The 15282-nt window shown below is 64.0% G+C and carries 7 protein-coding genes and 1 pseudogene; 3 read left to right on the forward strand and 5 right to left on the reverse strand.

Features of this window, described 5'->3' with window-relative positions; all coding sequences use genetic code 11:
- Positions 1-66: 66 nt before the first annotated feature.
- The 4 genes from Q4S41_RS11615 to Q4S41_RS11630 all read right to left on the reverse strand — a co-directional run bounded on the left by Q4S41_RS11615 (position 67) and on the right by Q4S41_RS11630 (position 6150).
- Positions 67-957 carry a glycerophosphodiester phosphodiesterase gene (locus tag Q4S41_RS11615; protein ID WP_305031279.1) on the reverse strand — a complete coding sequence of 297 codons (891 nt, stop codon included), beginning with the start codon at positions 955-957 and terminating at the stop codon, positions 67-69.
- 181 nt (positions 958-1138) lie between these two features.
- On the reverse strand, positions 1139-1780 hold the full coding sequence (locus tag Q4S41_RS11620; RefSeq protein WP_305031280.1) for a phosphatase PAP2 family protein: 642 nt from the start codon (positions 1778-1780) through the stop codon (positions 1139-1141).
- Positions 1781-1882: 102 nt separating this feature from the next.
- The gene (locus Q4S41_RS11625) at positions 1883-3259 is read right to left on the reverse strand and encodes an aspartate kinase (RefSeq protein WP_305031281.1); all 1377 of its coding nucleotides are present in this window, start codon (positions 3257-3259) and stop codon (positions 1883-1885) included.
- Positions 3260-3528: 269 nt separating this feature from the next.
- Positions 3529-6150: a PIG-L family deacetylase gene (locus Q4S41_RS11630; protein WP_305031282.1), complete on the reverse strand. Its 2622-nt coding sequence runs from the start codon at positions 6148-6150 to the stop codon at positions 3529-3531.
- 240 nt (positions 6151-6390) lie between these two features.
- Between Q4S41_RS11630 and Q4S41_RS11635 the strand changes: the two genes are divergently transcribed.
- Positions 6391-8121, forward strand: a complete 1731-nt coding sequence (locus Q4S41_RS11635; RefSeq protein WP_305031283.1) for a S8 family peptidase — start codon at positions 6391-6393, stop codon at positions 8119-8121.
- A 206-nt stretch (positions 8122-8327) separates the two neighbouring features.
- Here the strand turns inward: Q4S41_RS11635 and Q4S41_RS11640 are convergent, their stop codons facing one another.
- Positions 8328-9137, reverse strand: coding sequence for an SDR family oxidoreductase (locus Q4S41_RS11640; RefSeq protein WP_305031284.1), 810 nt, complete (start codon positions 9135-9137; stop codon positions 8328-8330).
- Positions 9138-9422: 285 nt separating this feature from the next.
- Here Q4S41_RS11640 and Q4S41_RS11645 point away from each other — a divergent pair, with 285 nt between their 5' ends.
- The gene (locus Q4S41_RS11645) at positions 9423-11684 is read left to right on the forward strand and encodes a GEVED domain-containing protein (RefSeq protein ID WP_305031285.1); all 2262 of its coding nucleotides are present in this window, start codon (positions 9423-9425) and stop codon (positions 11682-11684) included.
- A 99-nt stretch (positions 11685-11783) separates the two neighbouring features.
- Positions 11784-15282: pseudogene (locus Q4S41_RS11650) on the forward strand (hypothetical protein); the annotation flags it as partial.

Genomic DNA, 15282 nt, shown 5'->3' on the forward strand with positions numbered 1-15282 from the left:
GTAAGGCTGATGAACGGCGAAGGTAATGGCCGGCTTCGTCGCCATCAAACCCACTCCCGGACGGCGCTATTTCTGGCCCCGGCCCTGCATTTGCAGCAAGCGCTTCACATTGTCCACCTCAATCTCGTCGGGCTGGGTGGCGAGCACGCGGCGCAGGTCCTTGGGCGAGCGGCCACCAAACACCACCACCGTGAGGCCGGCGGCGTGGGCCTGCGCGCTTTGCTCGGGTGTCACGCGGTCGGCGTCGAGCACTACGGTATGCACCCGCTCAGTTTTGGCTACTTTCAGGCCGAAGGCAAATTCGTCGGAGGCGATTTCGAGGCCGACGCGCACCCCCGGCATAGCGGCGCGGGCCAGCGTGATGGTGGGCCCTTCCTGGGTGATGAAGAGGACTTTGGCGGGCGGTACGTGGTAGCGGGCCAGGCTGCGGGCAATCTGGCGGACGAGCAGCGGGGTGCGGTCGTGCTGATGGCCGGCGGGCAGGCACTGGTCGTCCTCATGCAGGTCGAGGTGAATGTAGGGAAAGCTGGGCCAGCGGTTGAGGCGTGCCAGGAGCGTGTCGAAGCTGATGGGGCGCTCCTTTTGGATGAGGTCGTAGGGGAAGCCGCCGCGGTAGCGGGCCTGCGTGATTTCGGCCGCGGTGCGCTGGCTGATGCAGCCCGCGGCGGTGCTGCCGTCCTCCATTTTTTGGTCGTGGTAGAGCATCACCACGCTGTCGCGGCTCATTTGCAGGTCGATTTCCACGCCGTCGGCCCCGCGCAGCAGGGCGCGCCGAATGCCGCGCCAGCTGCTCGGCGGGCGGTAGTTGAAGGGGCTGATGGGGGTGTAAAAGCCGGAGCCGGCGTGGCCCAGCACCACCAGTTTCGGGTTGGCGACGGGCTTGGTGGCAGTGCAGGCGGCCAGCGTCATCAGGAACAATGCCAGCGCAACGGCGGGGAGTAAGCGGTATTTTCTCATGCAAAAGCGAAAGCCCGGCGCGGGCCGGTGATGGGCTGAACGGTAATGGGCAATTGGGGTTGTAGAGACGCGATACTTCGCGTCTCCGGCGTTGGATAGGTGGCATCAAAGCGGCATTTCAAAGCCATTCCGTACCGTTTTACCCAAGCCGTTCAACGAGGAGACGCGAAGTGTCGCGTCTCTACATTTCCACCGGCCGCGGCCTGTCCAGCAGGCTAAACAGGAAGGTGTAGGCCACCACCAGCCAGGCCGAAAACCACACGTCGGACGGGTAGTGCGCGCCCATCACCAGCCGCCCTAGCATGATGAGGCCCGGCAGCACCAGCAGCGGCACCCGCCAGCGCGGAAACGCCAGCGCCAGCGGCCAGAACAGGCTAAAATAGATGGCGGTGTGCGTCGAAGGGAACGAGTCGTTGTGCGGGCCGGTGGCCCACAGCCCGGTGCCCGGGTAGCCGCCGCTGAAAAGCACCTCCGGCCGCAGCCGGTGCACCGTGCCCTTGAGCACGTTGGAGGTGCCCTGGCTGGCAATGTGGGTGAGCAGCACGATGAGCGCCAGCGTGCCCCAGCGGCGCTTCAGCACCCAGCGGCCCAACACAAACAGGACCAACAATGCCAGATACAGCACCGGCAACTTAAGCATGTGGGTGCTCACGGCCGCTTCGTAGGCCGTATCGGCGGCCGCGGTGTAGGCCGAGAAAAGCGGCTCGGCCCAGCCGGTGTGCCGGTGAACAAACAGGGTAATCGGCTGGTCGAGGAACAGGATGAGCAGCGCGCAGGCGGGCAGCGTGAGGGCCGTGAAGAGGAGAAACTGGCGAAGCGTCATGGAGTGAATGTAGCGCGGACTTTTAGTCCGCGAGTCCAAACGGCGCGGGTCAAAACAAGTTTTCAGGGTTTGTTACTCGCGGACTAAAAGTCCGCGCTACTTCTACCCCAGCGCCTGGTTCAGGGCGATGATGGCCGTTTCGTAGTCCTCGCGTCCCACGATGAACTGAATGTTCACCTTGCGCAGGGCAAAGCCGGCGCTGCGGATGTTGATGCCGGCATCGGCCAGGGCCTTGGCGGCGCGGGCCAGTAGGCCGGGCTCGTCGATGTTGGAGCCGATGAGGCAGACCAGGGCGGCGGTTTGCACGGTCACGTTCTCGTACTTGGCTTCGAGGGCGGCCATGAGCTGGGGCTTGAGGTCCTTTTCCCAGATGAGCAGCGTGATGCTGTTGGCGCTGGTGGCCTTGAAGATGTAGCTCACGCCGAGGTCGAAAAACACCTGCATCAGGTGCAGGTCGAAGCCGGCGGCGCCCACCATCAGCGGGTCGTGGATGTCGATGATGACGACTTTGTCGGTGCCGGTGATGACTTCGATGTGCTTATCCTTCGACACAAAATCGCGGGTGATGAGCGTGCCGGGGTGGTCGGGCTCGAAGGTGTTTTTGATGCGCAGGTTAATGGCGTTTATCTCCAGCGGCTTCGAGGCCTTGGGATGAATGGCCTCCATGCCCACGTCGGCCAGCTGGTCGGCCACGTCGTAGTTGGTGAAGCCGATGGGCCGCACTTGGTCCACGCCCACCAGGTTGGGGTCGGCCGAGCTGAGGTGGTACTCCTTGTGAATAATGGCCTCCTGCGGGTGCACGGCCACGGCAATCTTGCTGAAGGTGACTTCCGAATACCCCCTATCAAACTCGCGCATGATGCCCTCCGTGCCCTTGGTGTAGCCGGTGGCGATGCAGATGGTTTTCGGAAAATCGATGTCGGCAAAGGCCTGGCGGATGCGCTCGTCAATGGTCAGGGCCTGAGCATCATCGAAGCCGCTGAGGTCGACCAGAGTGGCGTGCACGCCCCGGTTTTGCAGGATGTTCACCGAGTTGAAGGCCGAGTGCGCCTCCCCTATCGAGGCCAGGATTTCGCGGGCCGCCTGCAGGATGTTGGCGCTATTGACGTAGCCCGAGGCCAGCACGTTCACGAGGCTGTCGAGGTACACCTGGGCCTGGTCGACGCGCTGCTGGATGAAGGCATCGGCCACGGCCAGGTTCAGGCCCAGCGCCTCGTAGTTCTTGTTCAGCTCCTTGAGCTTGTCGGCCACCTGCTGCAGCGCCGAGCGAAACTCCTGGTGCTGGGTGATGCGGTGGTAGACGCCGGGCTCGCCGGTTTTCTTGTTCTCGAGCAGCCAGTTGGTGACATTGGCGTAGGCCGACACCACGAACACGCGATTATAGAGGGCCGCGCCTTCGCGCTTGTGGAAGATAATGTTGTCGAGGACGTCGGCGAAGGCGGTCATCGAGGTACCGCCGATTTTTTCAACTGTGAGCATGTGCTAGCGGGCGCCTCACCCCCCGGCCCCCTCTCAGGTGGAGAGGTGGAGCCACGGCGGCGCGGACACGGAGGATAATAATTTAATCACAAAAGAACGTCATGCAGAGCGCAGCGAAGCATCTTGCGTGCAGAAGTAATCAATTACTACTGCACGCAAGATGCTTCGCTGCGCTCTGCATGACGAGCAATGTAGCGTGGACTCTGCGAGTCCGCGCCCGGGCGAACATCCTGCAATGCGCGGACTCACAGAGTCCACGCTACAAGCTGCTACTGCGCCGGTTCCTTCCCGTAGGAAATCATGTTCGTAATAATGCGGTACGCGCCCGGCACGCCCGCCGGCAGCTCCCGAAACAGCGACAAACCGGTGTAGATGTAGTGGCCCTTGCCGTAGTCCGTCACCAGAATGGCACTTTCCTTCGCCGGCTCGCCCGGGTCGCTGCTGGAGATGACGGTCTGATATTTCGGGTCCCACTTCGAGGGATAGTACAGGCCCTGCTCCTGCACCCAGCCTTTGAAATCTTCGGCAGTAATCTTGTTCGGGGCGGCCAGCAGCTGGTGCTTCGTGAGGGTGACGGGGGCGTCTTCTACGGTCACGCGGTCGGTGCTGAGGGTCATCGGGTAGGGGCCGATTTCGGGCATGACGGTGCCGCGGTTCACCACGTATTGCACCACCACGTTGCCGCCGGCTTCGATGTATTTGAGGATTTCGGGCTGCTGGGTTTTGAGGCGGTCGACGGTGTTGTAGGCGCGGATGCCGACCACGAGGGCGTCGAATTTTTTGAGGGTGGCGGCGGTGAGGTCTTTGGGTTCGAGCAGGGTCACGTTGTAGCCGATTTGGCGCAGGGCGTCGGGCACTTCGTCGCCGGCGCCCATGAGGTAGGCCACGTTCTGGCCGCGCCGCTTCAGGTCGAGCTTCACCAGCGGGGCCACGGCCTCGGGGAAGAGGAACTGCGTGGGGATGTGCGGGTACTCAATCTTCTGGATGCCGCGGGCGTAGGCCTGGCCGGCCACGGTGGCGGTGGCGCGCAGCTCGGCGCGGCCGGGCGCGGCGCCGGCCAGGGGCTGCACCTGAAAGTTCACGGTCAGCTCCTCGTCTTTGGCGGCGAGGGCGAAGTCGGCGGTGGCGGGCTCGCACGTCCAGCCGGCGGGCAGGGCCAGGGCCAAGCGGCCGCTCACCCCGGCGCGCCCGGCCCGCAGCGTGACGGGCACGGTCTTGGGCTGGGCATCGGCGAAGACGTAGGAACGGGCGGGCGGCAGGTTCACCAGCACGGGCGGCACCACGGCCAGCGGCTGGTATAATTCGCCCAGCACTGGGTCGGTGTGCTTGTATTGGACGGGGATGGTTATTCCGATTGGAAAACTCTCACCGTTTGCTTCGCTTAATGAACAAGATATATATACCGAAGCAACTGGTGCATTTTCCGGAGTTCCACGCAACTGGTCGTTTGCAACTTTTTTCGTCCATGGCTCCTCAAACTTATACATCCCAATAGTGCCAGGTTCACGCAGCCAATACGGCTGGGAAATCAGCGCATTGTTGAGTCCTTTAAGCATCACTTTTCCATTCACCCGTTTATTCCGAGTCAATTCTGTGGTCTGGGTAGCATCAATCCGCTGTTCATCAATTGTAAAAGAAAACGGGTCGCCTGGAAAATCAAGTTTCTCAACTCTTACCTTATTCAACTTGATAGGAAGATTTGACCGATTAATTATTTCGTATTCAATCGTAGCTTCTCCTCCACTCGCCACGGTTGGTTCGGTTACAGTTGCTTCTGCATAAATTCCCGAACAAGCTTGAATAAGAGCTCGGATTGTTTTTGTCTTTTCGTCGACCCATAAGTAGTTTTTATCTTTAGAGGACGAGATACGAATATCATTTTTAATTCGAAACAGGGCGTCTTGAACCTTTGTGAGCCCCGCCACGCTGGCGCTGGGGTTACTCGGGTCGTATTTGCGAATCACCTCCTCGATGAGCTTGCCCACGGCCGCGCCGCCGGGCACCCGGTTCCAGGTCTGGTCCACGCCTTCGAACAGGTCTTTGGTGGCTTTGTCGCCTTTCATGGGCTGGAAATACTCCAGCGCCTCGCCCCGCTGGGCGGCCGAGCCGAAGCCCTGGCTGCGGTGGTTGGAGCGGCTGCGGGCCGCGATTTCGCCGTAGCTCTGGCCCAGCAGGGGGTTGTAGCCGCCGGCGTCGAGCCGGAGGTAGCCGTCCATGTTTTCGCCGGGCTTCACGAAGAAGCTGCCGGTGTTCCAGAGCAGCCGCTTGGGCTGCCAGGCTTGCACGTACTGGAGCTGTTCGGGGAAGCGCTTGGGGTCGCCGGCGGCGTCGAAGGCTTCGGCGGCGAGGATGGCGCTGGCCTGGTGGTGGCCGTGGCCGGCGCGGGCATCGGGCGGGAAGCGGGTGATGAGCACATCGGGCCGGCGCTGGCGGATGACCCACACCAGGTCGGCGAGCACCTGCTCCTTGTCCCAGATGCGAAAGGTTTCGTCGGCCGTTTTGGAGAAGCCGAAGTCGTTGGCGCGGGTGAAGAACTGCCGGCCGCCGTCGAGGCGCCGGGCCGCCAGCAGCTCCTGCGTGCGAATCACGCCGAGGCCTTCGCGCAGCTCGGGGCCGATGAGGTTCTGGCCGCCGTCGCCGCGGGTGCAGCTCAGGTAGCTGGTTTCGAGCAGGCGCTCGTTGGCCAGGTAGGCGATGAGGCGGGTGTTTTCGTCGTCGGGGTGGGCGGCGAGGTACATCACCGAGCCGAGGACGTTGAGCTTCTTGAGGCCCAGCAGGATTTCGGACGAGGTGTAGGTTTTGGGCGTTTGGGCCTTCGTCTCAGTTAACAGGGAGCAGTTAACAGTGAGCAGCAGCAGGGCCGTAGCGAGCGGGCGGAGGTGTCGGAGCATGGGCGAGAAACCGGAATGGGGGCGTGAAGTTACCTGATACCGTTGCAGCCGGTGACACGGGCCTCCTGTGCCGGTGCATCTGAAACCACGAAGTAGCCCGGGTTGCGGCAAGCTGCCCATACTGGCGGGCGGCGCAACATTGGGCGGCCGGGCACGTCTTTACCCTGATTACCGTTTCAGCCCTTATACCTTCGCCTTCTCAACCCCCGGCCGCCCCGTCGCGCGGTTTTTTGCTTGCTTATGACGACAACCTTCCCCCGCGTTTCGCTGCCCCTGTTGCTGGCCGTCACGCTGTTTTCTTCCTGTGCCCGCCGGCCCCAGGCCAGCGCATCTACCACCAGCACGGCCGTGAGTGTGCCCGTGGTCGCTCCCGTGGCGGCCGATGCTATTCCGCCCGAAACCCCGGCGCCCGCCAAGCCCGCCCCCATCGGCGACCAGAGCGCCGCCCAGTGGTACCTCAAGGACCCCGAGCAGGACAAAGTGCCCGGCGTAGGCGCCACCCGCACTTATAATGAATTGCTGAAATCGCTGACGCCGACGCCCGTCGTAGTAGCCGTTATCGACTCGGGCATCGACACGGCCCACGTCGATTTGAAGCCGATTTTATGGACGAATACCAGGGAAATCCCCGGCAACGGCATCGACGACGACAAGAACGGCTACGTGGACGACGTGCACGGCTGGAACTTCCTCGGCGGCCCCGACGGCCGCAACGTGAACGCCGAAACCCTGGAGCTGACCCGCATTGTGGCCGCCGGCCGCGTGCGCTTCAAGGGCAAAACCGCCGCCACCGTGAAGCCCACTGAAAAGGCCGACTACGCCCTCTACCAGAAAGCCGAAAAGGCCTACAAAGCCCGCCTGGCCGAAGAAACCGAGCGCAACAAAGAGGTCGAAAGCATGGCCGGCCCCCTCAGCCAGATGGTGGCCGCCATGAAGCAGGCCCTCGGCACCGAAAAGCTGGATACCACCGCCCTCAAAAACGCCAACCCCGAAGACCCCAACCTCAAGCGCGCCGCCGCCGGCCTGCTGGAGATGATGCGCCAGACCGGCGCCGCCGATGGCGACGCCCTGGTTAGCCAGCTCAACGAAGGCGTGAAGCAGGAGCGCAGCCTGCTCGACAACTCGCTCAACCTGAAGTTCGACCCGCGCGCCGACATCGTGAAGGACAACCCCAACGACCTCACCCAGCGCTACTACGGCAACAACGACCTCCACGGCCCCGACCCCATGCACGGCACCCACGTGTCGGGCATTATTGCGGCCGTGCGCGACAACAACCTTGGCGTGCAGGGCCTGGCCCCGGCCCCGGTGCGCATCATGATGGTGCGCGCCGTGCCCGACGGCGACGAGCGCGACAAGGACATTGCCAACGCCATCCGCTACGCCGTCGACAACGGCGCCAGCATCATCAACATGAGCTTCGGCAAGGAGTTCTCGCCCCAGCGCCCCGCCGTGGAAGCCGCCTTCAAGTACGCCGCCGCCAAAAACGTGCTGCTGGTGCACGCCGCCGGCAACGAGAACAACAACCTCGACGTGACCGACAACTACCCGGCCTCCTTCTACATCAACAAGGCCCCGGTGCCCAACCTGCTCACCGTGGGCGCCTCCGGCCCGAAGGACAACGCCTCCCTGCCCGCGGATTTCTCGAACTACAGTAAGAAGGCCGTGGATGTGTTTGCGCCCGGCGTGGGCATCTTCAGCACGCTGCCCGGCAGCACGTTTGGCAACGAAAGTGGTACCAGCATGGCCTCGCCCGTGACGGCCGGCGTGGCGGCGGTACTCAAGTCGTACTTCCCCAAGCTCACGGCCACCGATTTGAAGCGCATCATCATGCAGTCGGCCCAGGTGCACCACACCAAAGTCTCGGTGCCCGGCACCGAGAAACAGGTCGATTTCAGCACGCTGTCGGTGACTGGCGGCATCGTGGACATGTATGAGGCCGTGAAGCTGGCCCAGAAGGCGACGCTGTAGTCAGGGGTTCCCAACGAGGGCGCCTCACCCCCGGCCCCTCTCCTCCGGGAGAGGGGAGCCTGATGATGTTCAACAGAAAAGCCCCGGCTCGTTTTTGAGTCAGGGCTTTTTTGATTTATAAAAAATACGCAGTTGGTTGCTTGCCCCGCCGTGGCTCGCCTCTCCCGGAGGAGAGGGGCCGGGGGTGAGGCGCCCCGGTCGAGCCCCTATCCCACGTCCACGCCCTTTTCCTCCTTGCGGAAGTGGTTCAGCACGAGCTTGTCGCTGAGCCCCGGCAGCCATTTATTGAGAAACACCACCAGCTTGCCCTGGCCGGTGAGCACCAGCGTACGCTTGCGCTGCTGCACGGCCCGCAGGATTTCGTCGGCCACGGCCTCGCTGCTCATCATGGCGCCCTCGTCGCGCGGGCTTTCGCCCTGCGAGGAGCCATCGGCCGCCAGGGCCGTGTTGCGGATGTTGGAGGCGGTGAAGCCCGGCGCGGCCGTGAGCACATTCACGCCCTGGTCGAGCAATTCGGTACGCAGGGCTTCGAGAAAGCCATTCATGGCAAACTTGGACGCCGAGTAGCCGGTGCGGCCCGGCAGCCCGCGGTAGCCCGCAATGCTGCTGATGCCCACAATGGTGCCCTTGCTTTTGAGCAGATGGGGCAAGGCGAATTTGGTGGTGAAGACGGTGCCGAAAAAGTTGGTTTGCATGAGCCGCTTGATGACTTCCAAGTCGGCATCCTGGAAGCGGGCGCGCATGCTGATGCCGGCGTTGTTGAGCAGCACGTCGAGGCCGCCGAAGCGGGTCACGGTTTCCTGTACGGCACGGCCGGCGGCGGCCTCGTCGCCCACGTCGGCCCGCACGGTGAGGTGCGCTACACCGGCCGCGGCCAGTGCCTGGGCAGTTTCAGCGAGTTTATTTTCGTCGCGGCCCGTGACTGCTACCTGGTAGCCAGCCCGGCCGAAAGCCAACGCACAGGCCCGGCCAATGCCCGAAGTGCCGCCGGTGATAAGAACAGTTGGAGAAGGCATGGATTGAAGAGAAAACTTGAAAAGGCTGAAAAAAGCAAAAAGGAAAGGATGCGCCCAAATTTACGGCCGGGTGGTGCGATTTTTGCCAGAGGCTTTTAAACCCGGCATAGCGGCGGCGGTCAGGCAAGGCACTGGCGCCCGGCAGGGGGGTAAAATGGAGTATTGGCCGAACTCGTTCGGGATATGGACGAATAAAAACCAAAAATGGCCGATTCCGGCCTTGAGGTCGGCATTTTCTCCTTACATTTATCCATTGAATTCTATTGTTTTCCCACAAAATACCGTATGCTTCCACTCCTACGTTCCTGGTCCCGTATTGCTTCCGGCGTAGCGGCCGTTGTGTTAACGCTGGGCGTCTCGTCGGCCGCTGAGGCCCAAACCTGTCCCATCACGGCGGCCTGCACCCCCGGCTCGGCCAGCATCAGCAATCCGTCGCTCTACGGGATGGCTCTTTTGAACGTGACGGTGGGCACCACCGTGCTGGCCAACCGCACGGGGTACACGGCCGGCTACCACGACTACAGCTGCACGCAAAACGCGGCGCTGGTGGTGGGCCAGAGCTACCCCATCAGCATCCGCACCACCTCGCCCGCCCAAAACGTGCGCGTGTGGATTGATTACAACAACGACGGCGCCTTCACGGGCAACAACGAGCTGGTGTTCAGCTCCGACAACGCCACCACGCACTCGGGCACTTTCGTGGTGCCGTCCACGGCCACGCTCACGTCGCGCCTGCGCATGCGCGTGGCCACCGACTACGCCAACAGCCCGGTGCCGACCTCGTGCTCCACGCCGGTGTATTCGCAGGATGAGGACTACAGCGTGACGCTTTCGGCCAACGCCAGCCCGCCGGTGGCCAGCTTCACCACCAGCGCCACCACCACCTGCACCGGCTGCATCCAGTTCACCGACGCCAGCCAGAACGTGCCCACGGCCTGGCTCTGGACGTTCGGCGACGGTACCACCAGCACCGTGCAAAACCCCAGCCACTGCTACACCGCCGCTGGCACCTACGCCGTGACGCTGCGGGCCACCAACGCAGCCGGCAACAATACCACCGCCGCCACCAGCATCACCTACAACACCCAGGTGCCCGTGGCTGCCTCCTGCACGCCCACCACCATCAACTACTTCGGCAACTACGGCATCGTCCGCTTCCGGCTGGGCACCATCGATAATTCTTCGGCCGACGGCAGCGCCGGCTACCAGGATTTCACCTGCACCCAGCGCGCCGAGCTGATGGTGGGCCTGAGCACCCAGATGATTATCACCACGGGCGGCACCAACGCGCACGACATCCGCGTGTACCTCGACTCGAATAACGACGGCTCATTGACCAGCGGCGAGCAGATTTACGTGGCCCTGAACACGGTGAGCCCCACCACCAACATCACCCTGCCCGGCACCATCACCCTGAACCAGCCCCTGCGCCTGCGCGTGATTGCCGATGCCGTGGGCAACAGCACCGGCCCCTGCGCCAGCCAGGCCAGCGGCCAGGCCGAAGACTACACCATCATTGCGCGGCCCAACACGGCGCCCCCGCTGGTGAGCTTCACGAGCAACTACGTGGCCGGCAACTGCATCAACCCCGTGCAGTTCACCGATGGCACCCAGAACGCGCCCACTTCCTGGCTCTGGAATTTTGGCGATGGCACCACCAGCACCGCCCAGAACCCCTCGCACCAATACACCACGGCTGGCACCTACACCGTGAGCCTGACGGCCACCAATACCAACGGCTCGGCCACCACCACGCGCCTCAACTACCTCACCATTCAGCTGCCGTGCTTCAACTACTGCGCTGCCAATGGCACGGGAGGCACCGGCGTCGGCGGCGTTCAGCAACCCAGCCCCTTCAGCATCCAGACGGTGCTGGTGAGCAACGCCCAGCCGGCGTATAACAACACGACGGGCAACTCGACGGGCGGCTACGGCAACTACACCACGCAGCCCATCACCATGGGCGCCAGCCGCACCGTTAACATCACGGTGACGGCGAACCTGGCGGCTGCCCATAGCACCTGGGTGTGGGTTGATTATAATCAGAACGGAGTATTCGCCACCAACGAGCTGCTGGTAAACGGCACCACCACTGCGGGCCCCAACGCGGCTACCTACACCACTTCCTTCACCGTGCCGACCCCCACCGCGGGCCTCAGCGCCCGGATGCGGGTGATGATAGCGGCCAATAACAACACGCCCAACCCCTGCGGCGTGAACGTGCTGAACGCCGAGGTAGAAGACTATCAGTTGGTGTTCGGCCCATTGGCGGCCCGTGAGGCGCAGGCCCTGCCCAGCCTCAGCCTCTACCCCACCCCCACCCCCGACGGCCGGGTGCACCTGCGCCTGCCCGATGCCGGCGCCGCCGGCGCTTACGCCGCCACCGTGCAAAACCTGCTGGGCGCCACCCTGCTCACCACCAGCCTGCGCCTCGGCCCCGCCGCCGATGCCGAGCTGGACCTGAGCCGCCTCGCCCCCGGCGTGTATATGCTGCAGCTGCGCAACGCCAAGGGCGAAACCGCCGTGCGCCGCGTGGTGCGCGAGTAGCTTTCTGTCGGTTCGTTTTTCCAATTATCCGCTTCACCAATCCGGCGGCCTGCGGGCCGCCGGATTTTCGTTCCGCATTCCCTCCCTTTACCTCTTTGTATGCTTAAAACCTTACCACAGCGTTTTTTCGGGTCAATTCTGCTGCTGGCACTGCTTGTGCTGAGCATGGCCCCGGCGCACGCTACCCACTTGCTGGGTGGCGAGATGAGCTACCGCTACCTCGACGCCAACGGCACTACGGCGGCGCCGTTTCGCTACGAAATAACGGTCACCATCTACAGCAACGGCCTCTACACCAATGCCAACGCCAATGGCATTGCCCCGCCACCTACCACTGCCCCGGTCACGGTGTACAACCGCACCACGGGCGGCGTGCTGCTGAACCTCAACATTCCCCGGGTGCTGCCCACGCCCACCAATACCAACCTGCCGGCGCCCATTTCGCCGCCCGTGCCCACGGGCTGCGCCGTGCAGGGCCCCAGCCAGCCGTTCTACCTGTGTAAGTTCACGCAGGTGGTGAACTTGCCGGTTTCGTTCGACGGCTACTACGCCGTGTATTCGGTGGGCGCCCGCAACGCCGGCATCACCAACCTCTCCAACTCGGGCAGCCAGAACCTGACGCTCTACGTGAGCATGGCTCCGCCGCTCATCTACAACCGCTCCCCCGTTTTTTCGGACACGGCCGTGGCCATCGTCTGCCAGAACGATACCACCATCTCGCTCAACAACGCCGTGGACGCCGACGGTGACCGCCTGGCATACTCCTTTGGCACGCCTTACAACCTGTTGACCAGCGCGGCTACCTCGCCGCCCACGTTCCAGACCGTGCCCTACGCCAACACCAGCTATAGCACCACCAATCCTTTCGGCACCGGAGCGGGCAATTTTGCCTTACTTAACGCCAGCACCGGCGTGGCCAAATACGGCGCTACCACCAACGGCCTCTACGTGGTGGCGGTGGATGTGCAGGAATACCGCAACATCAACGGGCGCGAAGTGCTGATTGGGACTACGCGACGCGACTTGCAGCTGGTGGTTTCGACCTGTCCGGCCACGCCGCCCCCTGTGTTGCCTTCAACTATCAGTATCCCCCGCAACTATACGATTGAGGAAGGGCAGTCGCTGAGCATTCCGATTACGGCCACCCAGTCCAGCACGCCGGGACACCCCTTGGTGCTCACGGCCAATAGTGTGTTGCTGGACGGCAGCGGCCCGTTTAATACCACTTTCAACAACAGCACGGGCACGGTGCAGTCCACCACGGGCACGGGCACGGCCACGGCTACCGGCACGGGCACGGTATCGGGCACGTTCGTGTATAACTCGGCTTGCGGCCAGGCCCGCGCCACGCCCTACGACATCGCCATCACGGTGCGCGACAACGGCTGCGGCGGCAAGCTGGCGTCGGATGTGTTCCGCGTTACGGTGACGCGCGCGGCGGGCCCCAACGCCATCAACGGCCCGGCCACGGTGTGCGACCCGGCCGTGGTGCGCACCTACACCGCCGCCGGCCCCACGCCCACCTCCTACAGCTGGCGCGTGCTGAACGGCACCATCAGCAGCGGCCAGGGCACCAGCTCGGTGAACGTGACCTGGAACAGCGCCAACACCACCGGCACGCTGATTTTGAAAGGCATTTCCTCGCGCGGCTGCCCCACCGACTCGGTGGTGAAAACTGTGGATATCCGCCCGCTGCCCGCGTTGGTGGTGGCGGCGGCGTCGCCCACTATTTGCCTGGGCGGCAGTACCACGCTCACCGTGACGGGCCAGGCCGGCCTGACCTACGTGTGGAGCGGCGGCGGCATCAGCTCGACCAGCACCACCGTGACCGTGAACCCCACGGCCACCACCACCTATACCATTACGGGCACCGACGGTACCTGCACCATCTCGAACACCGTGACGGTGACCGTGACGCCCCCGCCCACCGCCGATGCCGGCGCCGACCGCAGCGTGTGCCCCGGCGTGGCCTCAACGCCGCTCGGTGGCACGCCCATTGCGGGTGCCACCTACGCCTGGAGCCCGGCCACGGGCCTGAGCAGCACCACCGTGGCCAACCCCACCGTGACGCTGCCCAACACGACCAACGCGCCCATCGTCACGACTTACACCCTCACTGTATCCGTCGGCAGCAACTGCTCGAGCGTGGGCACGGTGCGCGTGACGGTGAACCCCGCCGCCACGGCCAATGCCGGCCCGGCCCTGAGCACCTGCTCGGGCGTGGCTTCGGCCCCCATCGGCACGGCGGCCCTGACCGGCTATACCTATAGCTGGAGCCCCGCTACCGGCCTGAGCAGCGCTACTGCTGCCCAGCCGACCGTGACATTGCCCAATACCACCGGCGCCCCCATCACCCAAACTTACACCGTGACGGCTACCAGCGCCACGGGCTGCACGGCCACTTCTTCGGTGGTAGTGACGGTGAACCCGGCCGCCGTAGCCACGCCCGGCCCGGCCATCAGCTTCTGCTCGGGCACGACTTCGGCCCCGCTCGGCGGCACGGCCACGCCTGTGGCCGGCACTACCTACGCCTGGACCCCAACTACGGGCCTGAGCAACCCCAACATCCTGAACCCCACGGTGACCGGCACCAATACCACTGGTTCGCCCATCAACACCACCTACACCCTGACGGCCACCACGGCCAACGGCTGCGTGGCTACCGCCACCGTGGTTGTGACCATTAACCCGGCTGCCGTGGCGGATGCGGGCCTGGCCAAATCGACCTGCTCGAATGTACCGGTGGCCATTGGTAACGGCACGGCCGTGGCCGGTACCACCTACGCCTGGAGCCCGGCCACGGGCCTGAGCAGCGCCACGGTGCTCAACCCCACCGTGACCCTGCCCAACCTGACCAGCGCCAACATCACCCAGACTTATACGCTGACGGCTACCACGGCCAACGGCTGCGTGGCCACCAGCACGGTAGTTGTCACGGTATTCCCGGCCGCAGTGGCCACGCCTGGCCCAGCCGTGGCCTTCTGCTCGGGAGCCAGCGCTACGCTGGGCAGCGGCACGGCCGTGGCCGGCACCACCTACGCCTGGAGCCCCGCTACGGGCCTCAGCAGCGCTTCGGTGCTGAACCCGACCATTACGCTGACCAACACCACGGGCGCCCCCATCACCACCACCTACACCTTGACGGTTACGACGGCCAACGGCTGCTCGGCCACGGGTACGGTAGCGGTAACGGTGAATCAGGCGGCGGTGGCTGATGCGGGCCTGGCCAAATCGACCTGCTCGAATGTACCGGTGGCCATTGGCAGCGGCACGGCCGTGGCCGGCACCACTTATGCCTGGAGCCCAACCACGGGCCTGAGCAGCGCTACGGTGCTCAACCCCACCGTGACGTTGCCCAACCTGACCGGCGCGCCCATCGTCACCACCTACACCCTGACCGCCACCACGGCCCAGGGTTGTACCGCCACCAGCACCGTGGCCGTGACCGTGAACCCCGCCGCTGTGGCTGATGCGGGCCTGGCCAAAGCAACCTGCTCGAACGTGCCCGTAGCCATTGGCACCGGCACGGCCGTGGCCGGCACCACTTATGCCTGGAGCCCAACCACGGGCCTGAGCAGCGCTACGGTGCTCAACCCCA

The sequence above is a fragment of the Hymenobacter convexus genome (assembly GCF_030580955.1).
Taxonomy (GTDB): domain Bacteria; phylum Bacteroidota; class Bacteroidia; order Cytophagales; family Hymenobacteraceae; genus Hymenobacter.